Source organism: Nocardia sp. A7 (assembly GCF_046549215.1).
In the GTDB taxonomy this organism is placed as follows: domain Bacteria; phylum Actinomycetota; class Actinomycetes; order Mycobacteriales; family Mycobacteriaceae; genus Nocardia.
Genome location: NZ_JAJPWE010000001.1, coordinates 395794 through 420756 on the forward strand (window position 1 = coordinate 395794; position 24963 = coordinate 420756).

The window sequence follows — 24963 nt, forward strand, 5'->3', positions numbered from 1 at the left end:
TCGTTACGCCTTCCCTGCACCGGACCTGGCCAACCGGGTGAGCCCGGCCGTAACGTCCGGAATACGGGTCAGCCGACCCGATTGTAGGCACACGATCGACCACGAACGGCACTCCTCCGCGATGACTTCAGCACTCCCCGTCCTGATCACCTGCGCGACCGGCAAGCAGGGTGGCGCGACCGCCCGCCGATTGCTCACCGACGGACATCGGGTCCGCGCTCTGGTGCGCGACCCCGACTCCCCCGCCGCCCACGCACTCACCACCGCCGGTGCGGAATTGACTGTCGGCGACTTCGACGATCCCTCGTCCCTGCGTGCCGCGGCGACCGGCACCCGCGCCGTATTCCTCGTTCCCCCAGCCGATTACAGCGCGCAGGGGTGGGGTGAGGGAGCCGAAGCCAGGCGCGGCACCGCCATGATCGACGCGGCCCGCGCCGTCGGCGTCGAACAGATCGTCTTCACCGGCGTCGCCACGATGGGCGACGCGCAGTCGTGGGGCCAGCAGGGCAAACGCCAGATCGAAGAGGCCATGGCGGCATCAGGTCTGCGCTACACCGTGTTGCGCCCCGTCCGATTCATGGAGAACTACCTGCTGCACGGCTCCCCCGTCGACGGCATCCGCGCAGGTGGCGAACACCCGCACATGTTCCCCGCCGATCGCCCGCTCCAGATGATCGCTCTCGACGACATCGCCGTTTTCGCCGCTCTGGCTTTCGCCGACCCCGAATCCTGGCATGCCCGCACTCTCGAACTGGCGGGCGACGCCATCACCCCCGTCGACGCGGCTGCCACGATCAGCGCCGCCATCGGCCACCCCGTCCACTACCGCGAGGTCACCGAGGAAGAAGCCGACGCGATCGGACCCCAACTCGGCGACACCTGGCGCCTGATCCGCGAAACCGGCGGCTGGCACGCCGACCTCTCCGCCCTGCGTGCCCTACACCCCGAGCTGACCTCCCTGCGCGACTGGCTCGCACGCGGCGGCACGCAACGAATCCTCGACCGACTCGGCGCCACCGCCCCGGCCCGCTGACTCCTTCGCGAGTCAGCACAGCGGCTTTCGGCTACGCCGAGGCCGGTACCGGGTCGGGGTCGGTGACCTCGGCTCGGTTGAGGCGCTGGGAGATCACCTGGGTGATGCCGTCGCCGCGCATGCTCACGCCGTAGAGGGCATCGGCGATCTCCATGGTCGGCTTCTGGTGGGTGATGACGATCAACTGGCTCTTCTCGCGCAGCTGCTCGAACAATCCGATGAGTCGGCGCAGGTTGGTGTCGTCCAGGGCGGCTTCGACCTCGTCCATCACATAGAACGGGGAGGGGCGGGCACGGAAGATCGCGACCAGCAAAGCGACCGCGGTGAGCGACTTCTCACCACCGGAGAGCAGCGAGAGGCGTTTGACCTTCTTGCCGGGTGGGCGGGCCTCGACCTCGATGCCGGTGGTGAGCATGTCCGACGGGTCGGTGAGCACCAGCTTGCCCTCGCCGCCGGGGAACAGTTTCCCGAAGACGCCGACGAATTCGCGTTCCACGTCGGCGTAGGCCTCGGTGAACACCTGGAGGATGCGGGCATCGACCTCGGCGACCACGTCGAGGAGGTCCTTGCGCGCGTTCTTCACGTCCTCGAGCTGGGTGGCGAGGAAGGTGTAGCGCTCCTCCAGTGCCGCGAACTCTTCCAGCGCAAGGGGATTCACCTTGCCGAGGGTGGTGAGATCCTTCTCGGCACGTTTGGCGCGGCGCTCCTGGGTGGGCCGGTCGTACGGCATCGGCTGCGGCGCGCTGACCTGCTCGCCGCGCTCCTTGGCCTCCTCGTACTCGTGCAACTCCAGCGCCGACGGCGGCAACGGCACATCGGGCCCGTATTCGGCGACGAGGTCGGCCAGCGCGATGCCGAACTGTTCGGAGATGGTGGTCTCGAGCTGTTCGATGCGCAGGGCCGCTTGGGCTTTGGCGACTTCGTCGCGGTGCACGGCGTCGGTGAGCTGGGCCAGCTGCGTGTTCAGTGCCCGCGCGCGTTCCTTCACCTGTTCCAGCCCGGCCGCGCATTCCCCACGGCGACGGACCAATTCGTCGCGCCGTGCCGCGGCGGTGGCCACGACCTGCTCTAGCTCGTGTTTGATCTTGGCACCCGACTCGGCGACCGCCGCGGCCACAGCAGCAGCCTGGCGCCGCGCAGCCTGCGCACGTTCCGCGCGCGCCCTGGCCTCCCGCTCGCCACGGGCCGCCCTGCGCAGCGAATCCGCTTTGCCACGAACAGATTCCGCACGCTCCTCCGAAGTACGCACGGACAGTCGCGCTTCGACCTCCATGGTCCGAGCTTCGGCCAGCGCGGCGGCGGCTTCCTCACGCGCGTAGCCCGCGGTCTCCGTGCTCGCGGCACCGAAACTGTCATCGCTGCCGTCGTGTTCGATCTCGGCGTGCCGCAGCCGGTCCTCGAGCTCGGCGAGGGAGGCGAGTGACTTCTCCCGTGCCGCTTCGGCTTCCGCGCGCTGGGTGGCCAGCCGCTCCCCTTCGGTCTGTGCCGCGCGCGCACTCTGCCCCACGCGTGCGAGGCGGTCGTAGATCGCGAGCAGTGCCTGATCGGATTCGTGCAGCGCCATCAGCGCGTGGTCAGCGGCGTCTTTTCGGTCGGACTGTTCGGCGAGCGCGCCGGCCAGCGCCGCTTCCAGCTCCTCGGCCCGACGTTGCGCGGCCGCCAATTCCGCGGTGGCCGCGTCGATGTCGGCTTGGACCTCGAGCTGACTCGGCATCCGCTCCGAACCGCCGACGATCCAGCCCGCGCCGGCCAGATCACCCGCACGGGTGACCACGCGCAGTTGCGGGCGCACCGAGACGAGCTCGGTGGCGACAGCCAGATCGTCCACGACCACGACGCCTGCGGTGAGCGCGGCCAAGGCCGGTCGCACCCGGTCGTCACCGTCGAGCACATCGGCGAGCCACTGCGCACCGGCGGGCAGCTCACCCCGACCACTCGGAATCGTTGCCTCGGTGGCGAAGACGAACGCCACCCGACCACCGTCACCGCTGCGCAATTCCCGGACAGCCGAGTCGGCGGTGGTCGCGGTGTCGGCGGTGATGGCATCGGCGAGCGGCCCCAGCAGTGCGGCGACGGCGGCCTCGAACCCGGGCTGCACACGCAACAGCCCGGACAGCCGTTCGCCGAGCCCGCTCACCCCGTGTTCGAGCAGCCAGGCAGCGCCGTCTTTACGCGCCAGGTTCATACCGAGCGCTTCGATCCGAGCACCGAGCCGGGCGACGAGCTTGCTCGCCTCACGGTCCAGCTCACGCAGTTCCCGCACCCGCTCATCGGCGAGTCCCTGGGCGGCGACGGCGTGTTCGTGCTGGGCGTCCAGGCCCTTCTCGCCCGCGTCGAGCTCGCCGAGTTCGTCCTGCACCGAGTCGTACTCGACCTGCGCGGTCTCGCCACGGTGCCTGGCGTCGGCGATGGCCACCGACAGTCGCGCGATCTCGGTGTCCACGGACTGCGCGCGGGTGCGCAGAGTGTCGACCTGACCGGACAGCCGCGCCAGCCCTTCACGACGGTCGGCGATCGCCCGCACGGCGGCCAGGTGGGCCTGTTCGGCGGCCTTGGCCGCGTGTTCGCGGTCCGCGAGGGCTTCGCGCGCCGCTTCGAGTGTTTCGGTGGCCATGTCGACCGCGTATCGCAGCTCGGCTTCTTCGGCTTCGACCCGGTCGGCTTCGGCTTCGAGCTGGTCGGGATCGCGGCCGGTGCCGACCGGTGCCTCGGTGTGCAGGTGCCTGGCCCGGTCACTGGCGATCCGGATGGTGGCGTTCACTCGTTCGGCCAGCGCCGAGAGCTGGAACCAGGTCTGCGCGGCGGCTTCGGCCGCCGGGCTCAGCCGCGACAGCTGGAACTCCTGCTGCGCGAGTGCGGCATTGGCGGCGTCGAGTTCGGTCTGCACGGTGATCTGCTTTTCGCGGGCGTATGCCTCTTTGCTGAGCTGGGATTCCAGCTCGCCGCGGCGGGTCACCAGGTCGTCGGCGGCCAGCCGCAGCCGGGCGTCGCGCAGATCGGCCTGCACGGTCTGCGCGCGGCGGGCGACCTCGGCCTGCCGGCTGAGCGGCTTGAGCTGGCGGCGCAGTTCGGTGGTGAGGTCGGTGAGCCGGGCGAGGTTGGCCTGCATCGCGTCGAGCTTGCGGACCGCTTTCTCCTTGCGCCTGCGGTGCTTGAGCACGCCCGCGGCTTCTTCGACGAACGCGCGCCGATCCTCCGGCCGCGATTCCAGGATCGCCGACAGCCTGCCCTGACCCACGATGACGTGCATCTCGCGCCCGATACCGGAGTCCGACAGCAGTTCCTGCACATCCATCAGTCGACACGTACTGCCGTTGATCTCGTACTCGCCCGCGCCGTCGCGGAACATGCGCCGGGTGATCGACACCTCGGCATAGTCGATGGGTAGCGCGCCGTCGGAGTTGTCGATGGTCAAGGTCACCTCGGCGCGCCCGAGCGGGGCCCGTCCGACGGTTCCGGCGAAGATGACGTCCTGCATCTTCCCGCCCCGCAACGCCTTGGCACCCTGCTCGCCCATCACCCAGGACAGCGCGTCCACGACATTGGACTTACCCGACCCGTTCGGACCGACAACGCAGGTGATGCCCGGTTCGAAGCGCAAAGTGGTCGCAGACGCGAAGGACTTGAACCCCTTCAACGTCAAGCTCTTCAAATGCACTACAAAGGACCCTTCCTGCGCGCGAGCAACCATGCTAGCTCCTCCGCCTCCCCGGGACTCAGGCCAGACCCAGGCGCGTGGGGCTTTACCGCAGGCGAGCGGCGGTCATCTCGATAGCCGAGTCTGCCCGTGCCCGACGAGTTACCGATGTTCTTACCTCGGCATGTCGGCCACAGCGCAGGCAATTCACGGTTGCTGCGGGTCTATGGGCTTCGCGTGTGGGTCGAGGTGCTTCATCTGTTTCTGCAGCTGACGGATATGGGTCTGGGTGCCGGGCGTGGCTTCCCAGCCGGTGATCACGCGGAAGACCAGGACCGCGCCCCACGGGCCGATCACCCACATCGGCCAGAAGTAGGTGAGCTCCCCCGCGGTCAACGAGATCAGACCCCAGATGACCAGCACGATCACGCTGACGCCGAGCCAGCTACCCGCCTCGATGCGCTGCCAGATCGGGAACCGCGTACCGGCCTGGCGCTCGACGGGGGCCGCGTTCTGTTGCTGCTGCGGCAGGTCGGACAGGACCACGGCGAGTTCGTCGCGCGTGGTGGTGGCGTAGACCTTGGCCACGCGCAGATCGTATTCGCCCAGATCGAGCCTGCCGTCGGCCAGATGCGTGCCCAACTGGGCGACGATCGCATTGCGTTCGGCGTCGGACGCGCGGGTACCCGGTGTGATGTCCATGCCGATGTCCTCTCGGTCACATCCACGATGGAGTGCTGGTTTCCAGCGTCCACCCTCCACAGTGCGATGTCAACCGCTCACCCGCGGTCAGAGGATGGCGAACGCCACCACGAGACCCAGCGCGAAGTGCGCGGCGGCGACGACGAGGACCTCGGGGGTGTAGGTCTCGGCGTGCAGCGTGCGGCCGATATCGATGCCGGTGACCTTCTCGATCACGCGCACCGAGATCACCTGCGCGATGATGCCGACCAGGCCGTACACGATCGCCGCGATCAGCCCTTCCGACAGCTTGCCGCTGCCGCCGGTGGCCAGGATCGCGAACACGACGATGAACGCCATGCTGATCATCCCGGCCGCGGAGACGATGATCGCGTTCGGCTTGCCCGCCACCACCAGGTCGCGCAGCTTGCCGGGCGTGGTGAGGTCGATGGCGAAGAAGCCGATCAGCATGAGGACGAGGCCGATCAGGCAGTACAGGATGATGGCGCCGACGCCTTCACCGAGCGCACTCCAATAACCCGATTCCAGGGCGAGGGCGGTCATCGTGGTCCTTTCGAACAATGTTGTGAGGTCATGGGTGTCAGTCGACGATGCGGTGCGGCACGAACGCGGCGCCGTCATCGGTGATCAGGCCTGCGGTCTCGCGAATGCCGAGCCCCGCCGCGGTGTCACCGACGACCCAGGCGCCGAGCACCGGACGCATGCCGTCGAATTCCGGTAGCGGGTCGAGCAATTGGTAGACGAAACCCTCGGCGCCGTAGACGCCGCCGGTCGCGGTCTCCATGCCGGGGCCGACGATGGTCATGTTCGCGCCCTCGCGGCCGAGCTTGGGTTTGCGAATGTATTCGGTGAGCTCGTGCGGGTTGTCGAGGTAGGCGGGCAACAGGTTCGGGTGGCCGGGATACATCTCCCACAGGACCGCCAGGATCGCCTTGTTGCTCAGCAGCGTGGTCCACAGCGGTTCGACCCACGCGGTGGCGGGCAGACTGCCGACGACGCGCTTGCCGAAGTCGTCGTCGAGGATCCACTCCCACGGATACAGCTTGAAGATCGCCTCGATCGGCGCTTCGGCCAGGTCGACGAACCGGTTCAGTTCGGTGTCGAAACCGACCTCCTCGATCGGCAGCGCCACCGTGTCGAAACCGGCTTCGGCCGCCGTCTCCTGCATGTAGGCGGTGGTCACGTTGTCCTCGCCGGTCGCGTCGGCGCCCGACCAGGTGAAGTGCAGTTCGGTGCCGGGCAGTACGCCGCGCAGTTCGGTCCAGCGCTCCACCAGTTTCTCGTGCAGCGAATTCCATTGGTCGCCACCGGGATACATCTGCTGCAGCCAGTGCCACTGGATGATCGCGGCCTCGAGCAGCGAGGTGGGCGTGTCGGCGTTGTACTCCAGGAGCTTGGCCGGGCGGCGCGCGTCGTAGCGCAGATCGAAGCGGCCGTACACGTAAGGGTCACTGCGACGCCAGGATTCGGCGATCGGACCCCAAGTCCATTCCGGCAGACCGAAATCGGCGAAGCGCTCGGTGAGCACCACGTGTTCGGCGGCGTGCAGGCACATCGACTGCAGCAGTTCCACATCGGCTTCCAGCGCGAGGATCTCGTCCATCGAGAACTCGTAGTGCACCGATTCGTCCCAGTACGGCCGCGGCTGACCGCTGGCGTCGCGTCCCGGCGCGCCGTAGACCAGACCCTGCTTCTCGACGATCTGCTGCCAGTCCTGACGTGGCGTGCTCGTGGTGCGCCGCATCTACGATCCGCTCCCGCCGGTCGACTTGCTGCCGAGTCCGCCGCGCTGCACCGTGGTGCCGCTCTTGGTCGTGATCTGGGCATTGCGCGGTTTCACCGAGGTGCCGCCCGTCGGTGGCTTGCCGATCGTCGGTGTGCCGCCGTAGTGGTAGCGGTACTGCGGCCAGCCCAGGATCAGCAGCCCGCCGACGTGGCCCCCGCCGGTGCCCTCACTGCGGAAATTGGTCTTGCCGTCGCCGCAGTTCTCATCGGGGACAACGACTTCCTGGCCCTTCTCGTCGATCTGCACACACGAGGCGGTCACCTTGTCGGGCGCGGTGATCGCGCGGTAGGTGAGGTAGCCGCCACCGACCAGCGCGGCGACGCCGACGATGGCGACACCGCCGATCATCACGCGTTTACGGTTGCGCCGCTTCTCCTCTGCCGCCGCGGCCGACGCCCGCTCGGCCTCCTCGGCTTGCCTGCGGGACTTGTCCCTGGCGCGCGCCTCGCCGACGGTGGGCGGACGCGGCTGGGTGACGCCGGGTTCCTGCCTGGCCATCCGACCGGGACGCGGCTCGCCGACGGGATGCCCACCCGAACCGAAAACGGGTGGTGTCGGCGGTTGTTCTGGTTGATCGGGCGGGCCAGGGTTCTGTGTGCTCACCGCTGCCGCCCCCTAGCCCCCGAAGTCACCACTAGCGCTCCTCGAATCCGGTCAGGTCGCCCCGCGCGGGCTCCCAGCTTTCCACCACCAGGTCTACCCGCCCGGGAGCACTCCCGGACAGACCGTGTGTCGCGTGCCCGATGGCGTGCGAGCTATCGAGTGCTTCGCCGGACCGTAGCAGTTCCAACAATTTCTCGCCCGCCGTTCGTGGCCCTTCGGCCACAACGTGGACGCGACCGTCACTGTGATTGCGCGCGTAACCGACGAGGCCGAGTTCCAGTGCGCGCGACCGTGTCCACCACCGAAAGCCAACGCCCTGCACATACCCGTGCACCCACGCGCTCAGCCGAACCGGCTCGTCGCTCATGCGTCGATGGTGAACGTCAACGTCACCTTGGTGCCCGCCTTGAGCGTGCGGCCGACGGTGCACACCTTGTCGACGGCGCGCTGCACTGTGACCAGTAGTCGTTCGCGGGCGGCCTCGTCGAGTTCGGACAGATCGAGTTCGAGGACCTCGTCGAGCTGCGGGTAGAGCTCGTTCTCGCGGTCGGCGTCGCCGGAGACGCGGATGGTGGCGTCGAACTCGTCGCCGAGGCGGCGCGACAGCGGCAGGTCCGAGCTGAGCCCCGTGCACCCGGCGAGCGCGATCTTCAGCAGCTCACCGGGGGTGAAGGCACCCGGAACACCCTGCGAGGCGATCAACACCTCGGCGCCACGGTTGCTGCGCCCGGTGTAGGCACGCGTTCCGGTGCGCTCCACCCACAGTTCGGTCGGGGCATTGGTCACGGGTGCGGTCTGCTCAGCCATATGCGTCATCCTGCCATTCACGTCGGACACGTTTCATCACCGGCAACGCCTACGCACCGGGCGAGATTCCGGCATTGTGACCCGGTCCACGCTCACTCCTGGAAGCGGTAACCCATCCCCGCCTCGGTGAGCAGATGCCGCGGGTTGGCCGGGTCGTCCTCGAGTTTGCGTCGCAACTGCGCGAGGTAGACGCGCAGGTAATGGGTCTCGGTCGCATAGGCCGGACCCCACACCTCGCGCAGTAATTCTTTGCGCCCCACCAGTTTTCCGCGGTTGCGCACCAGCATCTCGAGCATCCCCCACTCGGTCGGGGTGAGGTGCACCGGCGCGCCCTTCTTGGTGACCTTCTTGGCGACGAGGTCGACGGTGAACGAGTCGGTGACCACGACCGGATCCGCGGCGTCGGTCGCACTTGCCCCACGCCGAACTGCCGCCCGCAGCCGCGCGAGCAACTCGTCCATCCCGAACGGTTTGGTGACATAGTCGTCGGCGCCCGCGTCGAGCGCCTCGACCTTGTCGGCCGAATCGGTGCGCGCCGAGAGCACGATCACCGGCGCCGAGGTCCACCCACGCAGCCCGGCCAGCACCTCGATCCCGTCCAGATCCGGCAAGCCCAGGTCGAGAATGACGACGTCGGGATGCTTTTCGGCAGCGGCGCGCAACGCCGCGGCACCGTTGCCCGCAGTGATCACCTCGTACCCGCGCACGGACAGATTGATCCGCAACGCACGCACGATCTGCGGCTCGTCATCAACGACAAGCACCCTCACGGTCCCGCCCGGTTCGCCCGTCCCCGATGAGTTACCCATGTGCTCACTTTCCTCGCGGGTCGACTTGCGGCTCCACGGCGGGTGCGCCGGACGGCAGGTCGACGAGCATGGTCAGGCCGCCGCCAGGAGTTGGCTCGGCGTGGACGGTGCCTGCCATCGCCTCTACGAAGCCGCGGACCACCGAAAGGCCGAGGCCGACGCCGGTGGTGTTGTCTCGGTCGCCGAGGCGTTGGAAGGGTTCGAACAGTTGTTCTTCGGTGCCGGCGGGGACGCCGGGGCCGACGTCGATGACGGCGATCGACACTCGGTCGCCGTCGTGTTCGGCGGTCACCCGCACGGGGGACTCGCGGCCGGAATGGCGCAGGGCGTTGTCGATCAGGTTGGCCAGTACGCGTTCGAGCAGGCCGCTGTCGGCCAGCACGGAAACCTCACCGACCTCGACCTTCACCCGGTCCATGGCCGCCCGGCGCAGGCCTCGGGTGCCCATGCCGACGCTCACCAGCGCGCGATGGGCCGCCTCGTCCATGTACACCTGCCGCAACTGCGGCGTGACGACACCGACCGCCAGCCGTGAGGAGTCGAGCAGATTGCCGACCAGCGCGGTCAGTTGGTCGACGGATTCCTCGATCGCTTCCAGCAGTTCGCCGGTGTCCTCCGCCGAGAACTCGATGTCGTCGCTGCGCAGACTCGACACGGCCGCTTTCGCGCCTGCCAGTGGTGTGCGCAGATCGTGGCTGACCGCCGACAGCAGCGCGCGACGCAGTCGATCGGCTTCCAGCAGCGCCGCCGCCGCGCCGGCTTCCTCGGTCAACCGAGCCTGGCGCACCAACCCGACCGCCTGATTGGCGACCGCGTTGAGCACCGGCCGGTCGCTGGAGTCGATCGACCGCCCGGCCAGCAGCAGCTGACTGCGCGCGTCACCCGCTTCGATGACGGTCTCGGCATCGGCGGGTCGGGTCGGTGGCTCGGGGCCGACCGCGGCGACGATCTGATCGCCGCACCGCACGCTCACCGCACGCTGCCCATAGGTTTCGCGGACCTGCTCGAGCAGATCGGTCAGATCGGCGCCGTGCAGCACCGAACCGGCGAACATCGTCAACAGCTCCGCTTCACGAGATGCTTTGCGCGCCTGCGATGTTCGCTTCGCGGCGACATCGACCAGCGCGGCGACGGCCACCGCGACGATGAGCAGCACGACCACGGTGGCGAAGTTGTCCGGCTCGGCGATGGTGAAGCTGTAGCGCGGTGAGGTGAAGAACCAGTTCAGCAGCAGTCCCGACAGCAGCGCCGACGCCGCGGCGGGCAGCACCCCACCGAACAGCGCGACCGCGACGACACCGACGAAGAACATCGCGCTCAGCCCGCCCAGCTCCAGCCACCGGTCGAGCAACCCACCGCAGATCACACTCACCAGCACCGGCACCACGATCGCGGCCAACCACGCGGTCACCGGCCGCCGCGGACGCAGCCAATGCCTGCGCGCCCCGCGATGGGCCTCCTCATGGGTCACCATGTGCACATCGATCTTGCCCGAGCGCTGCACGACGGTGGAGCCGATGCCTTCGTCGAGCATCCGCGCCCACCGCGAGCGCCGCGAGGTGCCGAGCACCAACTGGGTGGCGTTGACCTCACGCGCGAACTCGAGCAGCGCGGTGGGCACATCATCGCCGGTCACGGTGTGCAACGACGCGTCGAGCCCGGCGGCGAGACCGCGCAGCTTGGTCAGCCGCTCGGTCGACACCCCGACCAGCCCGTCGCCGCGCACCACATGCAACACGACCAGATCCGCACTCGACTTGGACGCGATCCGCCCGGCCCGGCGCACCACCGTCTCCGACTCGGGACCACCGGTGACCGCGACGACGACCCGTTCGCGCGCCTCCCACAGCTCGGTGATCTTGTGGTCGGCCCGGTACCTGGCCAGCGCCGCGTCGACCTGATCGGCCAGCCACAGCAGCGCCAGTTCACGCAGCGCGGTGAGATTGCCGGGCCGGAAGTAGTTGCGCAGCGCCGCGTCGACCTTGTCGGCGGCGTAGACATTCCCGTGCGAAAGCCTGCGCCGCAAGGCTTCCGGCGTCAGATCGACCAGCTCCACCTGATCGGCGCCGCGCACGACCGCGTCGGGCACTGTCTCCCGCTGCTCGATGCCGGTGATCTGCTGGACCACGTCGTTGAGGCTCTCGAGGTGTTGCACGTTCACCGTGGAGATGACGTCGATACCCGCGTCCAGCAGTTGGGCCACGTCCTGCCAGCGCTTCTCGTGCACGCTGCCGGGCGCGTTCGTGTGCGCCAGTTCGTCGACCAGCACTACCGCGGGCTTGCGCGCCAAGACCGCGTCGACGTCGAGTTCGGGCAACTCGGTCCCCCGGTAGGAGACCATCTTCGGCGGAATCCGCTCGAGGCCGTCCAAGAGGTCGGCGGTCTTCTTACGCCCGTGCGTCTCCACGACGGCCGCGACCACATCACGGCCGCGTTCGGACCGCCGGTGCGCCTCGCCGAGCATGGCGTAGGTCTTGCCGACGCCTGGCGCCGCACCGAGGTAGATGCGCAGTTGTCCGCGTTTCACCGGTCCATCATCGCGTGCCGTCGCGCCGGAGTCGGCGGGCGCACCGCCAACACACCGACCGTCACCATCGGTGCGTGCGAGGTGTTCAGCCGACCGAGCACCCGGATCAACAGCAGTGATCCGACGAAACCGAAGATCACCGCAAGGGTCACAACAGACACCGCGATCTCACTTTCCGTGTCCTGGGAACCGGCAACGCCCTTCGCCTGCCGGTACCCCACTGTCTACCGCGCGAAATTCACCTGGTCTCGATCTTTACGGAGTGTTGACGGCTATCGGCCCCGCATTGACGGCATCCACACGCCTCGCGCGTCAACATTTCGCAAAAGCGGCGCCCTCCGGCGCTAAGGAGTCGTAAGGAAACCCCGTCGAGCCCGAAATCGGCGTTTCACTCACTGCGGCGCTTCACCTCGGAGCGTCGAGGAGGTTGGAAATGTCTGTCGTGGTGTTCACGGTGCTCACCGTGGCGATCTTCGCACTGCTGGGTCTGATCCAGCGGGGGGTGGAGAAGCTGTGATCGCGAACCTTGTCGGCCTCGCCCTGGCCGTTCTCGTCGCCGTGTACATGGTCGCGGCCCTGCTCTTTCCCGAGAGGTTCTAGGTGAACACGACAACCGCGGGGATCGCCTTCGTGGCGGCCCTGGTCATCACGTTGGCCCTGGTGCATGTGCCGCTCGGCGACTACATGTTCCGGGTGTACAACGGCCACAAGCACTCTCGCGCCGAACGGTTGATCTACCGCGCCATCGGCGCGAAGCCCGAGGTCGAGCAGACCTGGCCGGTCTACGCCCGCAGTGTGCTGGCGTTCTCGGCGGTCGGCATCCTGTTCCTGTTCTTCTTCCAGCTGGTCCAGGGCGCGTTGCCGCTGCATCTGAACGATCCCGGCACCGAGATGACCCCGGCGCTGGCCTGGAACACCGCGGTCAGCTTCGTCACCAACACCAACTGGCAGAACTACTCCGGGGAGTCCACCCAGGGTCACCTGGTGCAGATGGCCGGTCTGGCGGTGCAGAACTTCGTCTCCGCGGCCGTCGGCATGGCGGTGGCGGTGGCTCTGGTGCGCGGTTTCGCCCGCCGCCACACCGGCGAGCTGGGCAACTTCTGGGTCGACCTGGTGCGCGGCACCCTGCGCATCCTGCTGCCCATCGCGTTCGTCTTCGCGATCGTCCTGGTCGCGGGCGGTGTGATCCAGAACTTCCACCTGCACGACCAGGTCGCGCACACCGTCGGCGGCGCTCAGCAGACCCTGACCGGCGGACCGGTGGCCAGCCAGGAAGTGATCAAGGAACTCGGCACCAACGGCGGCGGCTTCTATAACGCCAACTCGGCGCACCCCTTCGAGAACGCGTCGACCTGGACGAACTTCTTGGAGATCTTCCTGCTCCTGGTGATCGCGTTCTCGCTGCCGCGCACGTTCGGCCGGATGGTCGGGAGCACCAAGCAGGGTTACGCGATCGTCGCGGTGATGGGCACGATCGCCCTCACCAGCATCGCACTGACCAACTTCTTCCAGCTGCGACACCACGGCACGGTGCCGACCGCGATCGGCGCGTCGATGGAAGGGGTGGAAACCCGCTTCGGCGTGGCGGATTCGGCCACCTTCGCCGGCGCGACCACCCTCACCTCCACCGGTGCGGTGAACTCGTTCCACGATTCCTACACCAGCCTCGGCGGCATGATGACGATGTTCAACATGCAGCTCGGCGAGGTGGCGCCGGGCGGTGTCGGCTCCGGTCTCTACGGCATGCTGATCCTCGCGGTGATCACGGTTTTCGTGGCCGGTCTGATGGTCGGTCGCACGCCCGAGTACCTCGGCAAGAAGATCACGCCGCGCGAGATCAAGCTGGCCGCTTCCTATTTCCTGGTGAGTCCGCTGATCGTGCTGATCGGCACCTCCGTCGCGATGGCGCTGCCCGGTCAACGGGCGAGCATGCTCAACTCCGGCCCGCACGGACTCTCGGAAGTGTTGTACGCCTTCACTTCCGCCGCCAACAACAACGGCTCCGCCTTCGCCGGTCTCACCGGCAACACCGAGTGGTTCAACACCGCGCTCGGCCTGGCGATGGTGTTCGGGCGGTTCCTGCCGATCATCTTCGTGCTGGCCCTGGCCGGGTCCCTGGCCGCACAGGGCACCACTCCCGCGTCGATCGGCACGCTGCCGACGCACCGGCCGCAGTTCGTCGGCATGGTCGTCGGTGTGACGGTGATCCTGGTCGCGCTCACCTTCCTGCCCGCTCTCGCACTCGGGCCGCTCGCCGAAGGAATCCACTGACAATGAACAGTCCAACCCTCGATCCGAAGCTGCTGCTCACGTCCCTTCCCGAGGCGGTACGCAAGCTCGACCCACGCACCCTGTGGAAGAACCCCGTCATGCTGATCGTGGAGATCGGCGCGGTGTGGGCGACGATCCTGGCGATCGGTGATCCGAGCTTCTTCGCCTCGGCGATCGTCGTCTGGCTCTGGCTCACCGTGATATTCGCCAACCTGGCCGAGGCCGTCGCCGAAGGGCGCGGCAAGGCGCAGGCCGACACACTGCGAAAAGCCAAGACCGACACCGTCGCTCGCCGATTGGCCGACTGGACCCCCGGCGGCCGCATCGTCGAGCAACGCGTCGCCGCACCCGAACTGCGTCGCGGTGACTTCGTCGTCGTCGAAGCCGGACAGGTGATCCCGGGCGACGGCGACGTCGTCGAAGGCATCGCGTCCGTGGACGAATCGGCCATCACCGGTGAGTCCGCGCCGGTGATCCGCGAATCCGGCGGCGACCGTTCGGCGGTCACCGGCGGCACCACTGTCCTCTCGGACCGGATCGTCGTCAAGATCACCCAGGAGCCCGGCGCCAGCTTCATCGACAAGATGATCGCGCTGGTCGAGGGCGCGAGCAGGCAGAAGACGCCCAACGAGATCGCACTCAACATCCTCCTGGCCGCACTCACCATCATCTTCGTGTTCGCCGTGGCGACCCTGCAACCATTGGCGATCTTCGCCAAGGCGAACAACCCTGGCGTCCCTGACACTTCAGCGCTGGACGCACACGGCATCACCGGCATCGTGATGGTCTCGCTGCTGGTCTGCCTCATCCCGACCACCATCGGCGCGCTGCTCTCGGCCATCGGCATCGCGGGCATGGATCGTCTCGTGCAGCGCAATGTGCTTGCCATGTCCGGGCGCGCGGTGGAGGCCGCGGGCGATGTGAACACGCTGCTGCTGGACAAGACCGGCACCATCACCCTCGGCAACCGGCAAGCCGCCGAATTCGTCGCTGTCCCCGGGGTTCTCGACGACGAGTTGGCCGACGCGGCACAGCTGTCGAGCCTGGCCGACGAAACTCCGGAGGGTCGCTCGATCGTCGTGTTCGCCAAGGAGGTCTTCAACAAGCGTGAACGCAGCGCCGGTGAACTGCCGGGCGCGACGTGGGTGGAATTCACCGCGCAGACGCGCATGTCGGGCGTCGACCTCGCCGACGGGCACCAGCTCCGCAAGGGGGCGGCCGGTGCGGTCACCGAATGGGTTCGCGCCCAGGGGGGTTCGGTGCCGGTTGAGGCGGCAGCGATCGTCGACGGCATCTCCGCCACCGGCGGCACGCCGCTCATGGTCGGGGAACTCCGCGACGGAAAACCACGTCTGCTCGGCGTCATCCACCTCAAAGACGTGGTGAAGCAGGGCATGCGCGAGCGCTTCGACGAGATGCGCCGCATGGGCATCCGCACCGTGATGATCACCGGCGACAATCCGTTGACCGCCAAGGCGATCGCCGACGAGGCAGGCGTGGACGACTTCCTCGCCGAAGCCACCCCCGAGGACAAACTCGCCCTGATCAAATCCGAGCAGGACGGTGGGCGCCTGGTCGCGATGACCGGCGACGGCACCAACGACGCCCCGGCACTGGCCCAGGCCGACGTCGGTGTCGCGATGAACACCGGCACCTCGGCCGCCAAAGAGGCGGGCAACATGATCGATCTGGACTCGGATCCGACCAAGTTGATCGAGATCGTGGAGATCGGCAAGCAGTTGCTGATCACCCGTGGCGCGCTCACCACGTTCTCCATCGCCAACGACATCGCCAAGTACTTCGCGATCATTCCCGCGCTGTTCGTGGCCCTGTTCCCCGGCCTGGACGCACTCAACATCATGCGCCTGGCCAGCCCGCAGTCGGCGATCCTGTCCGCGGTCATCTTCAACGCGATCATCATCGTGGCCCTCATTCCGCTCGCCCTGCGCGGCGTGAACTACCGGGCGAGCAATGCCTCGCAACTGCTGAGCCGCAACCTGACCATCTACGGCCTCGGCGGCATCATCGCGCCGTTCGTCGGCATCAAACTCATCGATCTGCTCGTCCAACTCCTCCCCGGGATGGCCTGAAATGCGCTTGTCGACCTGGATCCGCCAGCACCTGGCCGCTCTGCGCGCCCTGCTCGTACTGACCGTGATCACCGGAATCGTCTATCCCCTAGCCGTTTTCGCGATCGCCCAGTTGCCGGGACTCAACGAGAACGCGGACGGCTCGCTCATCGAGCGGGACGGAAAACTGGTGGGCTCCAGCCTGATCGGGCAGTCGTTCACCGATGCCGACGGCACCGCGCTGGCGCAGTACTTCCAGAGCCGCCCGTCGGCCGCGGGCGACGGGTACGACCCGCTGTCCACCGGCGCGAGCAATCTCGGCCCGGAAGACATCGTCGACACCGCCGACCGCACCAGCCTGCTGACCACCGTGTGCGGCCGCTCGAAGGAGGTCGGCGACCGTGAGGGGGTCGACGGCGCCCGGCAGTTCTGCACGAAAGACGGTGTGGGCGCGGTGCTCTCGGTGATCGGGCCGCGCGATGCCGACGGCGATGTGTCGCAGCCGGTGCAGGTGGTCAGCGTCAACGAACTCTGCCCGGCGCAGCCGTTCCTGGCCACGTTCCGCGGCGTCGCCGTGGAGTGCGCGAAGGCGGGCGAGGATTACTCCGTCGGCCGGATCATCCCGATCCTGGGTGACGCACCGGCCGAGGCTGCCGTCCCCGCCGACGCGGTCACCGCGAGCGGCAGCGGACTCGACCCGCACATCTCCCCCGAGTACGCGACCATCCAGGTCGAGCGGGTGGCGAAGGCGCGCGGTGTCACCGCCGCTGAGGTTCGTGAGCTGGTCACCACGCACACCGCCGGGCGCACGCTCGGATTCCTCGGCGAGCCACGGGTGAACGTCGTCGAACTCAACCTCGACCTCGACGCCCGCTACCCGTTCCAGGGCTGAGACACAGCGATCGGGGCCGGAACCACGCTGGTCCCGGCCCCGATCGCGCGTTCAAGGAGTCAGATCCCGGCCTGGTGCGAATCCTCGTCTGTCACCAAAGCCCATCCTTCGGGCAGGCCTGTCACGGTCACCGCCGACCCACACACCTCGAGATCCACCGTCACCCCGTCACCCAGCCGGAATTCCGACATCCGCACGCACCCCCACGCCGGGGGCACCTGCGGCCGCAAGGTCAACGTCTTGGCGGGTACATCGGGATCGAGCCCGAGGAACGAGCGCACCAGCAGCAGCGGCGCCGCACTCGCCCACGCCTGCGGCGAACACGACGTCGGATACGGCACGGGCGCGGCGAATCTCGACCGCGGAAACCCACAGAACAGCTCGGGCAATCGGCCGTCGAACGCCGCGGCCGCGTCGAGCAGACCACCCGACAGCTTCGTCGCCAGTTCCACCGCGCCCGGCACATGCTGGTACCGCATCAACCCGGCGACAGCGATCGCCGTGTCATGCGGCCAGACGGACCCGCTGTGGTAACTCATCGGGTTGTAGGCGCCCATATCCGATGCCAATGTCCGCAGCCCGAATCCCGAATCCATCTCTGTCCGAGACAGATTCCGGATCAGGATCTCGGCGTGTTCGTCGGTCGCGATGCCCGACCACAGACAATGTGCCGCATTGCTGGTCAGCGCGTCCACCTGCCGTTTGCGGCCGTCCAACGCCACCGCGTACCACCCGTAATGGGGTAGCCAGAACTGTTCGGCGAACTTGGTGCGCAGTTCGTCGGCTCGTTCCCGCATCCGCACGGCCAACTCGGGGTCGTCGAACTGGTCGGCCAGTTCCGCGCGGGCCAGGAACGCCGCGTACACATAGCCCTGCACCTCGGCCAGCGCGATCGGGGCTTCGGCGATATGTCCCGCGGCGTCGTTGATTCCGTCGAAACTGTCCTTCCAGCCCTGGTTGATCAGGCCGCGATCGGTGGCGCGCACGTACTCGACGAAACCGTCGTCGTCGCGGTCACCGAAATCGGTGATCCAACTGATCGCGGCGTCGGCCGCGGGCAGCAGGGTCGCGATCGAGGCCGGATCGGCGCCCCACCGTAGACATTCCGCGAGCAGCATCACGAAAAGTGGTGTGGCATCGACTGTTCCGTAATAGATCTGCCCGCCGAGCACCTGCCCGACCGAAGGCCCGCGCCGCATCTCGTGCATGATCCGACCCGGCTCTTCCTCGACGAGCGGGTCGATCGTCTGGCCCTGCAGCTCCGCCAGCTGCTGCAGAGTACCCAGTGCCAGATCGGTTTCCAGCGGCAGCGACATCCACGCGGTGAGCAGCGAGTCGCGGCCGAACAGCGTCATGAACCACGGCGCACCCGCCGCCACGAAGGGCCGGTTGGTGCCCGAGTCGGTATGGATCTGCAACGCACCGAGATCGCTTTCGCTGCGGCGCAGGATCTGGTTGAGCAGCCCCGAATCGGCGGAGATGTCGGTGGCGGTGGCCCGCCAGGCCTGGATCTTGCGCACCGGCTCGCTGGCCCGGTAACGCTCGCCCACCGAGCCGGAGGTCTGCGGGCGTTGCGCGGCGCCCGCTGGTTGCGCGGTGATCTCGGTCTGCCAGCGCCCGCCCGCGGGGACGATGGCCCGCCAGATCATGGTGCCGGGCAGCACCATCGGCTCGACGGTCGAGGTGAGCGCGAGCCCACGGGACAGATCGGCGCGGTCGTGCAGCAGCAGTTCGCCGTCGGCGGTCGTCATCTCCGCGCGCCGACCGTTCGTGCGACCTTCTTTCACCGCGAACAGATCCACGAAATCGGCGTCGACGTGTAGTTCGAGCACCACCGCCGTCGCCTCGCGGCTCATGTTCTCGAGGGTGATCACCTCGTGCATCCCCTCGGCGACGAGCCGATCACGCACCACGAGCAGGGTGCTGTCGGCCCGACCCTGCTGCGGGGGCCTGCGCAGCACGAAGCGTGCCGCGAAGGCCTCCGGGCTCAGCACAGACAGCGCCTCGGGCCGTTTGCCGTCGATCATCAGCTCCCAGCGCGAAATCACCCTGGCGTCACGGAAGAACAAGCCCTGCGGCTTACCCGGCTCGATATCGCCGAGCCGGTCGGATAGGCAGAACGTGCCGCCTTCGACAAGGGTGATGTTGCCGCCACCGCCACCGAGCCCTGCGGGTTCCCCCGCGTTGAAGGGGCTCGGCGCCGAGGCGCTGTCGGTGCTCATGCGCGCCCGTTGACTGCCGCCCCGATGGGCATCGGCATCGCGTAGGCGGTGTCGTACCCGATCGTGGTGCGCGCGAGCAGTTCCCGGTACACCTGTTCGTACCCGCGACCGAGGGTGTCGGCGCTGAAGTTGTCGACCACGTGCTTGCGGCAGACAGCCGGATCGTAGGTCTGCACTTCGGCGATGGCGGCGGGCAGTTCGGCCGGATCGTCACAGATCCGCCCCGTGACCCCGTCGACCACCACTTCGCTCACCGCACCGCCGCGCAACGCGACCACCGGCGTTCCGCAGATCATCGCCTCGATCATCACCATGCCGAACGGCTCCTCCCATCGAATGGGGAACAGCAGACACTTAGCTCCGGAGAGGAGTTTACGCTTGGCGGCGGCATCGGCGAGACCGAACATCTGATCCTGATCGGTCATTCGCGGCCGCACGAACTCCTCGAAGTAGGCCTTCTCCGGCGGCTCACTGCACTTGCCCGCCAGGATCAGCGGCATGCCGGCGGCGTGGGCGGCGTCGAGCGCCAGATGGGGGCCCTTGTCGTCGCTGAAACGGCCGAGGAACAGTGCGTAATCCTGCTTCTCGGTCTCGAACGGCCACTGATCGGGACACAGCGCGTTGTGGACCCGGCCCGCCCACGGCAGATCGGGCGCCAGCGCGCGCTGACGGTCGCTGATCGCGACGAGCGAGCACTCCTGGCCCAGTTCCTTGTAGTAGCGGTAGCAGTCGTCCTGCACCGGGCCGTGCACGGTGACCACCGTCGGCAACCCGAGATTGGCGTAGGCGGGCGCGTTCAGCGGGCCGGCGAAGGTGTGGTCGTGGACCAGGTCGATGCCTTCGGTATCGGCCAGGCGCTCGATGGCGCGGCGCACCCGCAGCGCGTGCACGATCTCCGGGAACGGGTCGCCCAGCCGTTCGGGCTGGATCCGGTCCCACAGCGGAACGAAATTCGCCTGGGTGCCGTCGACACCGGCACCGAACAGGGTGACGTGATGGCCACGCTCACACAGTGAGTCGACCAGATCGGCGACTACGGCCTCGACGCCGCCGTAGGCCTTGGGTGGAACATCGAAATACGGTGGAACGACCATGGCGATCCGGAGCGGACCACCGTGGTGATCGATCGAATAGAGATCGGACGCGGACAAACCGATCGGCGACATTGCCGACGTGTCTGTACTCATGACCTTCCTTCCAGGGACGCAACCTCGCAACACTTGCGCGAACAAGAGGTGGCCGCCTCGGCGGAGGTGGAGACGAGAGCTTCACCGCCGTCCATGGGGCATGGTTGGCCTGGCCAGACGCAGAACGCACCGTTTCGGGTGCCCGTCTGAACAGAGGGGCCGTCAAGGAACGTACCCCGCTACCGCAGAGTAAACCAGCGTGTTGCTGGAATTGTTCTGTTTCGATTCCCTACCAGTACAGGAGTTTACGCGGTCAAAAGCGCTCTACGCTGTACAGATTTCAAGATCAACACGGTCAGAGCACGGAATATTACCGAACTCCACCATGGTGAGCCTGGCCTTACCATTGGCCAGATAGTCGATGAATTGGGTAACCAGCGAATCACCGGCGATCGGACCGTGGGTGAGGGCGTACTCGACGCCGACGAAGGGGTACCGACGGGTGCGCATCGCGTCCGCCGAAGCGCTGGCCCCGTCGATCGACACAGCCCTGACCTCGGCACCGACCGCCGAGGTCTCCAGATAGCCCACCGCGCCGGGGATTTTGGCAACGAACGCTGCCACTTCCTCGGTGACGTCGACCTCGCACTGCGCGCCACCGGCCGCCATCCCGATGCAACTGGTATAGGGAAACACCTTGCGGTTGTCCTCGAGTAGCCGGGATTCGAGCGCGCGGCGGGTGCCCGAGCCCGCGGTCCGGTCGATCAGCACCACCGGCAAGTCGGGGCCGCCGATCTGGTTCCAGTTCTTGATATTTCCCCGGTACAGGTCCCGGATCTGCGCAGTCGTGAGGTTCGTCAGGCCGACACCGGGGTGCACGATCATCGAGAACGAGCCGAGCGCGAGCGGGTGTTCGGTCAGCGCTTCGAAGGAATTGCCCTTGGAGCCGTCACCGATCGCGAGCATGTTCTGCGTGTGACCGGCACGGGCCAGTGTGCGCAGGCCCGGTTCCGTCCCCTCGAACGCGAAGCTGAATTTCGCGTCGGTGCACGTTTTCTCATAGTCCTGTGCGGCCTTGCGGATCATCGGCGCCATCGCCGTCGACCCGACGACGGTGAGTTCACCCGCGGCACAGTCACGCGGCGGCGGATCAGCTTGCACCAGGGCGACGACCAACTGAACGACGACCACCGCGACCAGGAACGCGCACAGTGCCATCAACTTCACCGAGGGCCCCGACTTGCTTTCCGTCGGCGCTACTTTGCCGCCCTTGACGGCGCCGATCAACGTCGGCGGCTTGGGCTCGCCCGTGCCCTGCTCCCGATTCAGGATCGCGAGGATCTTGTAGTGGTGCCCCCGTTCCAACGGCACCTTCGGAAGGTCGATGAGTCCTTCGAATCTCGTCCCTTCGACCCTGTCCCACTTGCCGAGACCGGAGCCGGGACCCAGGTTGTCGGCAGGCACGCCGGACAGTTCGTTGACGGCGAGTCCGATCACCTTGCGCTCGGGAAAGACCAGATGCAGCCCCACCCGGTCGGATTCGGCATTGCGCATCGTGTAGTCGTTGTCGTCGATGCGCAAGCTGCCCGCGTTCTCGATGCGCACCAGCACCAGCGACAGGTTCGCCAACTCCCACGCCTGGCCACCGTCTTCCGGTGTGCGGAGATTACGCAGCGCACCGGCCAGCGCGGATTCGGTTTCACCGGTCACCGGCGTATCCATCTGCACCCGGTATCCCAGGCGTCTGCGGCCGACCAGCACGAACTCGCGCAGGAAGGCCGCCGATGCGACGACGATACCGAGCAGCGACAGCACGATCTCGATCGGAAACTCGTTCACCAGCTCACCCCCTACCCCACGCGGCGAGTTGATTATTACCAGGCGATGGCTCCACTTTCGCGAAGCGAAATCAGTTGTTGGGCAAGTCTTCACTCATCGGATTTCCGGCACCAGGCCAATAGCTCCTCGACCGGCCAGGTATCGATAACCTTCTCGGCCGATACACCGTGTGCCAGCGCCCGCTCGCATCCGTAACCCTGCCAAGCCAATTGGCCGGGCGCATGGGCATCGGTGTCGATGGAGAAGAAGCAGTCCATCTCGACCGCCAGTTCGATCAATCGCCCGGGTGGATCACGGCGTTCGGGACGGCTGTTGATTTCGACGGCGGTGCCGTAGCGGCGGCAGGCTTCGAAGACGAGTTCGGCGTCGAACGACGACTCCGGTCGGGTGCCGCGAGCCCCTTCCACGAGGCGGCCGGTGCAGTGGCCCAGGATATCGACGTTGGGGTTCGCGACCGCGTAGACCATCCGCTTGGTCATCGTGTCGCTGTCGTCGCGCAGGTGCCAATGCACACTGGCGACAACGACATCCAGACGTTCGAGCAGATCGGCTCGCTGGTCGAGCGTGCCGTCGTCGAGGATGTCGACCTCGATGCCGGTGAGGATGCGAAACGGCGCCATCTGCTCGTTGAGTTCGGCGATCACGTCGAGTTGGCGCAGCAACCGGTCGGCGGACAGGCCGTTGGCGACCTTCAGCCGCGGCGAATGGTCTGTCAGCGCGCAGTATTCGTGGCCGAGCGCGGCCGCGACACCCATCATCTCGGCGATCGGACTTCCACCATCGGACCAGTCCGAGTGGGTGTGCAGGTCGCCACGCAGCGCGGCGCGCAACTCCTCGCCCGCCGGTGCGATCGGCTTCGCCTCCTTGCGGAGCTCGGCAAGGTAGTCGGGAACCTCACCGGCACAGGATTGCTCGATGATCGCCGCCGTCTTGGGCCCGATCCCGGCGAGCTCGCGCCAACTGTGTTCGGATGCGCGAGTGGCATATTCACCCTCGGACAGCCCTTCGACAACATCGGCGGCGCGCCGGTAAGCCTTCACCCGGTGCGTTTCCGCGCGACTGCGTTCGAGCCAGAACCCGACCTCACGAAGCGCCGCCACCGGACCCGGACTCGCCGCCGATGTCATCGCGGCTACTTGATCCGGCCGTACTTGAGGAAGGCGACACCGTCGGCATACACCCGGCTGGTGATCACCCGGAACCGTTCGGGCGCAGGCAGTTTCGCCCCACCGCCGAACAGCGGCCTGCCGGTCCCGAGCACCACCGGATGCAGCTTCAGGAACACCTGGTCGATCTCGGGCAGCAAAGTCTGCGCCAGTTCACCACCACCGCAGAGCCAGATCCCCAATCCGTCTTCGCGTTTGAGTTCCCGCACCGCCGCGGTCGGGTCCTCGGCGATCAGTTCCACCCCCGGCGCGGGCGATTCCGGCAGCGTCGTCGACACCACGTATTGGCGTAGGTGTTCATACGGGCTCGCCGTACCGGTGCGGACCCCGAAGTCGTGGGTCTTGCGGCCCATGATCACGGTGTCGAAGTAGATGTTGCCCGCCCCGATGCCGCGCGCCTCGCGCACCTTGGTGGGCAGGGTCTCCGGGTACTGCGAGGTGATCGCGGGCCCGTGATCCCCGCCTACCGGGAAGAAATCCAGCGTCCCGTCATCGGCGGCGATGAAACCGTCGATCGTCGATGCCACAAAATAGGTCAGCTTGCGCATAACGTCCTCCCTGCACGGACCCGGTCTGTCACGACCTGTCAGGGGAAACGTTAGCGTGCCCGGATCAGCGGCGGCGCGGCTTCCGTTGACACTTCGGACAGGAAAACGACGACCGATTCATGAATTGTTCCCGCACCAACAACGTCGCGCACCGATCGCAGGGTTCGTTTTCCCGCCCGTACGCGGCCAGCGACCGGGAGAAATAGCCGGATTCGCCGTTCACATTCACGTACAGGGCGTCGAAGGAGGTGCCACCGACGGCCAGCGCCTCGGTCATGACCGCGGTGACCCCGTCGAGCAGAGTGCGCAGGACCGGGCGGGTGAGGTCGGCGGCGATGCGGGTGCCGTGCAGACCGGCCCGCCACAGTGCTTCGTCGGCGTAGATATTGCCGATCCCCGAGATCACCGTCTGATCGAGCAGCACGCGCTTGATCTCGGTGTTCTTGGCGCGGATGGCCGCGACCACGGCCTCACGGTCGAAGAGGGGGTCGAGCGGATCACGCGCGATGTGCGCGACGACATCGGGCACCACGGTCCCGTTCACCTCGACGAGCTCGCCCAGCGCCCAGCCACCGAAGGTGCGCTGATCGACGAAGCGCAATTCGGCACCGTCACCGAGCACCGCACGAATGTGCGCGTGTTTCTCGACGGGCGCGCCCGCGGGCTGCACGAGCATCTGACCGCTCATGCCCAGATGCACGACCAGCGCGGTATCGGGCTCGTCGAAGGTGAGCCAGAGATATTTCCCGCGCCGCTGCGCGGAGTCGATCCGCAACCCGGTGAGCCGGGCCGCCAGATCAGCACCACCCGCGACGTGCCTGCGCACAGCTCGCGGGTGGGTGACCGTGACGGTATCGATGGCCCGGCCGACCGCGTGCTCGGCGAGACCGCGCCGAACGACCTCTACCTCGGGCAGTTCGGGCAC

22 protein-coding genes are annotated in these 24963 nt (G+C 67.3%); 6 read left to right on the forward strand and 16 right to left on the reverse strand.

Annotation, left to right across the window (positions count from 1 at the left end; all coding sequences use genetic code 11):
- The first annotated feature begins 121 nt into the window (after positions 1–121).
- Positions 122–1033: an NmrA/HSCARG family protein gene (locus tag ACLJPD_RS01760; RefSeq protein ID WP_410869910.1), complete on the forward strand. Its 912-nt coding sequence runs from the start codon at positions 122–124 to the stop codon at positions 1031–1033.
- A gap of 31 nt (positions 1034–1064) precedes the next feature.
- Here the strand turns inward: ACLJPD_RS01760 and smc are convergent, their stop codons facing one another.
- The 10 genes from smc to ACLJPD_RS01810 all read right to left on the reverse strand — a co-directional run bounded on the left by smc (position 1065) and on the right by ACLJPD_RS01810 (position 12065).
- Positions 1065–4691, reverse strand: a complete 3627-nt coding sequence (smc, locus tag ACLJPD_RS01765; protein ID WP_410871890.1) for a chromosome segregation protein SMC — start codon at positions 4689–4691, stop codon at positions 1065–1067.
- A 186-nt stretch (positions 4692–4877) separates the two neighbouring features.
- A complete protein-coding gene (locus ACLJPD_RS01770; RefSeq protein WP_410869911.1) occupies positions 4878–5372 on the reverse strand; it encodes a DUF1707 domain-containing protein in 495 nt (164 codons plus the stop codon).
- 87 nt (positions 5373–5459) lie between these two features.
- Entirely contained in the window at positions 5460–5915 is a 456-nt protein-coding gene (locus ACLJPD_RS01775) for a DUF350 domain-containing protein (protein ID WP_410869912.1), read from the reverse strand.
- 37 nt (positions 5916–5952) lie between these two features.
- The gene (locus ACLJPD_RS01780) at positions 5953–7116 is read right to left on the reverse strand and encodes a glutathionylspermidine synthase family protein (RefSeq protein ID WP_410869913.1); all 1164 of its coding nucleotides are present in this window, start codon (positions 7114–7116) and stop codon (positions 5953–5955) included.
- The gene (locus ACLJPD_RS01785) at positions 7117–7761 is read right to left on the reverse strand and encodes a hypothetical protein (RefSeq protein WP_410869914.1); all 645 of its coding nucleotides are present in this window, start codon (positions 7759–7761) and stop codon (positions 7117–7119) included.
- Between the two features lie 31 nt (positions 7762–7792).
- Positions 7793–8128: an acylphosphatase gene (locus ACLJPD_RS01790; RefSeq protein ID WP_410869915.1), complete on the reverse strand. Its 336-nt coding sequence runs from the start codon at positions 8126–8128 to the stop codon at positions 7793–7795.
- The gene (locus ACLJPD_RS01795) at positions 8125–8568 is read right to left on the reverse strand and encodes an OsmC family protein (protein WP_410869916.1); all 444 of its coding nucleotides are present in this window, start codon (positions 8566–8568) and stop codon (positions 8125–8127) included. Before ACLJPD_RS01795 ends, ACLJPD_RS01790 begins: the two co-directional genes overlap by 4 nt.
- 92 nt (positions 8569–8660) lie before the next feature.
- A complete protein-coding gene (locus ACLJPD_RS01800; protein ID WP_410869917.1) occupies positions 8661–9377 on the reverse strand; it encodes a response regulator in 717 nt (238 codons plus the stop codon).
- A 4-nt stretch (positions 9378–9381) separates the two neighbouring features.
- Positions 9382–11904, reverse strand: coding sequence for an ATP-binding protein (locus ACLJPD_RS01805; protein WP_410869918.1), 2523 nt, complete (start codon positions 11902–11904; stop codon positions 9382–9384).
- Positions 11901–12065 (reverse strand): hypothetical protein, encoded by a 165-nt coding sequence (locus ACLJPD_RS01810; protein ID WP_410869919.1) that lies wholly within the window; start codon positions 12063–12065, stop codon positions 11901–11903. Before ACLJPD_RS01810 ends, ACLJPD_RS01805 begins: the two co-directional genes overlap by 4 nt.
- 272 nt (positions 12066–12337) lie before the next feature.
- Here ACLJPD_RS01810 and ACLJPD_RS01815 point away from each other — a divergent pair, with 272 nt between their 5' ends.
- The 5 genes from ACLJPD_RS01815 to ACLJPD_RS01835 are packed head-to-tail and all read left to right on the forward strand — an operon-like array spanning position 12338 to position 17136.
- Complete coding sequence (locus ACLJPD_RS01815) at positions 12338–12421, forward strand: potassium-transporting ATPase (RefSeq protein ID WP_067449012.1); 84 nt, start codon at positions 12338–12340, stop codon at positions 12419–12421.
- A complete protein-coding gene (locus ACLJPD_RS01820; RefSeq protein WP_110035905.1) occupies positions 12418–12504 on the forward strand; it encodes a potassium-transporting ATPase subunit F in 87 nt (28 codons plus the stop codon). The genes ACLJPD_RS01815 and ACLJPD_RS01820 overlap by 4 nt, the downstream gene beginning before the upstream one ends.
- Entirely contained in the window at positions 12505–14175 is a 1671-nt protein-coding gene (kdpA, locus tag ACLJPD_RS01825; RefSeq protein ID WP_410869920.1) for a potassium-transporting ATPase subunit KdpA, read from the forward strand.
- A 2-nt stretch (positions 14176–14177) separates the two neighbouring features.
- Entirely contained in the window at positions 14178–16265 is a 2088-nt protein-coding gene (gene kdpB / locus ACLJPD_RS01830) for a potassium-transporting ATPase subunit KdpB (RefSeq protein WP_410869921.1), read from the forward strand.
- Position 16266: 1 nt separating this feature from the next.
- The gene (locus ACLJPD_RS01835; RefSeq protein WP_410869922.1) at positions 16267–17136 is read left to right on the forward strand and encodes a potassium-transporting ATPase subunit C; all 870 of its coding nucleotides are present in this window, start codon (positions 16267–16269) and stop codon (positions 17134–17136) included.
- A gap of 59 nt (positions 17137–17195) precedes the next feature.
- On the opposite strand, the gene ACLJPD_RS01840 is transcribed toward ACLJPD_RS01835, so the two are convergent.
- The 6 genes from ACLJPD_RS01840 to mutM all read right to left on the reverse strand — a co-directional run bounded on the left by ACLJPD_RS01840 (position 17196) and on the right by mutM (position 24963).
- Positions 17196–19358, reverse strand: a complete 2163-nt coding sequence (locus ACLJPD_RS01840) for a glycogen debranching N-terminal domain-containing protein (RefSeq protein WP_410869924.1) — start codon at positions 19356–19358, stop codon at positions 17196–17198.
- Positions 19355–20524 (reverse strand): glycosyltransferase family 4 protein, encoded by a 1170-nt coding sequence (locus tag ACLJPD_RS01845; RefSeq protein ID WP_410871891.1) that lies wholly within the window; start codon positions 20522–20524, stop codon positions 19355–19357. Before ACLJPD_RS01845 ends, ACLJPD_RS01840 begins: the two co-directional genes overlap by 4 nt.
- Before the next feature lie 285 nt (positions 20525–20809).
- Complete coding sequence (locus ACLJPD_RS01850; RefSeq protein WP_410869925.1) at positions 20810–22324, reverse strand: PstS family phosphate ABC transporter substrate-binding protein; 1515 nt, start codon at positions 22322–22324, stop codon at positions 20810–20812.
- Positions 22325–22413: 89 nt separating this feature from the next.
- A complete protein-coding gene (locus ACLJPD_RS01855) occupies positions 22414–23451 on the reverse strand; it encodes a PHP domain-containing protein (RefSeq protein ID WP_410869926.1) in 1038 nt (345 codons plus the stop codon).
- 5 nt (positions 23452–23456) lie between these two features.
- Positions 23457–24038: a dihydrofolate reductase family protein gene (locus tag ACLJPD_RS01860; RefSeq protein ID WP_410869927.1), complete on the reverse strand. Its 582-nt coding sequence runs from the start codon at positions 24036–24038 to the stop codon at positions 23457–23459.
- Between the two features lie 64 nt (positions 24039–24102).
- Positions 24103–24963, reverse strand: coding sequence for a bifunctional DNA-formamidopyrimidine glycosylase/DNA-(apurinic or apyrimidinic site) lyase (mutM, locus tag ACLJPD_RS01865; RefSeq protein WP_410869928.1), 861 nt, complete (start codon positions 24961–24963; stop codon positions 24103–24105).

Excerpts from the sequence above, each read along its gene's own strand:
- ACLJPD_RS01845 (WP_410871891.1), bottom strand. The coding sequence starts at position 20,524 with ATGTCGCCGATCGGTTTGTCCGCGTCCGATCTCTATTCGATCGATCAC.
- kdpB (WP_410869921.1), top strand. The coding sequence starts at position 14,178 with ATGAACAGTCCAACCCTCGATCCGAAGCTGCTGCTCACGTCCCTTCCC.
- ACLJPD_RS01775 (WP_410869912.1), bottom strand. The coding sequence starts at position 5,915 with ATGACCGCCCTCGCCCTGGAATCGGGTTATTGGAGTGCGCTCGGTGAA.
- ACLJPD_RS01770 (WP_410869911.1), bottom strand. The coding sequence starts at position 5,372 with ATGGACATCACACCGGGTACCCGCGCGTCCGACGCCGAACGCAATGCG.
- ACLJPD_RS01855 (WP_410869926.1), bottom strand. The coding sequence starts at position 23,451 with ATGACATCGGCGGCGAGTCCGGGTCCGGTGGCGGCGCTTCGTGAGGTC.
- ACLJPD_RS01835 (WP_410869922.1), top strand. The coding sequence starts at position 16,267 with ATGCGCTTGTCGACCTGGATCCGCCAGCACCTGGCCGCTCTGCGCGCC.
- ACLJPD_RS01760 (WP_410869910.1), top strand. The coding sequence starts at position 122 with ATGACTTCAGCACTCCCCGTCCTGATCACCTGCGCGACCGGCAAGCAG.
- ACLJPD_RS01815 (WP_067449012.1), top strand. The coding sequence starts at position 12,338 with ATGTCTGTCGTGGTGTTCACGGTGCTCACCGTGGCGATCTTCGCACTG.
- ACLJPD_RS01790 (WP_410869915.1), bottom strand. The coding sequence starts at position 8,128 with ATGAGCGACGAGCCGGTTCGGCTGAGCGCGTGGGTGCACGGGTATGTG.
- ACLJPD_RS01795 (WP_410869916.1), bottom strand. The coding sequence starts at position 8,568 with ATGGCTGAGCAGACCGCACCCGTGACCAATGCCCCGACCGAACTGTGG.
- ACLJPD_RS01860 (WP_410869927.1), bottom strand. The coding sequence starts at position 24,038 with ATGCGCAAGCTGACCTATTTTGTGGCATCGACGATCGACGGTTTCATC.
- ACLJPD_RS01800 (WP_410869917.1), bottom strand. The coding sequence starts at position 9,377 with ATGGGTAACTCATCGGGGACGGGCGAACCGGGCGGGACCGTGAGGGTG.
- ACLJPD_RS01840 (WP_410869924.1), bottom strand. The coding sequence starts at position 19,358 with ATGAGCACCGACAGCGCCTCGGCGCCGAGCCCCTTCAACGCGGGGGAA.
- ACLJPD_RS01780 (WP_410869913.1), bottom strand. The coding sequence starts at position 7,116 with ATGCGGCGCACCACGAGCACGCCACGTCAGGACTGGCAGCAGATCGTC.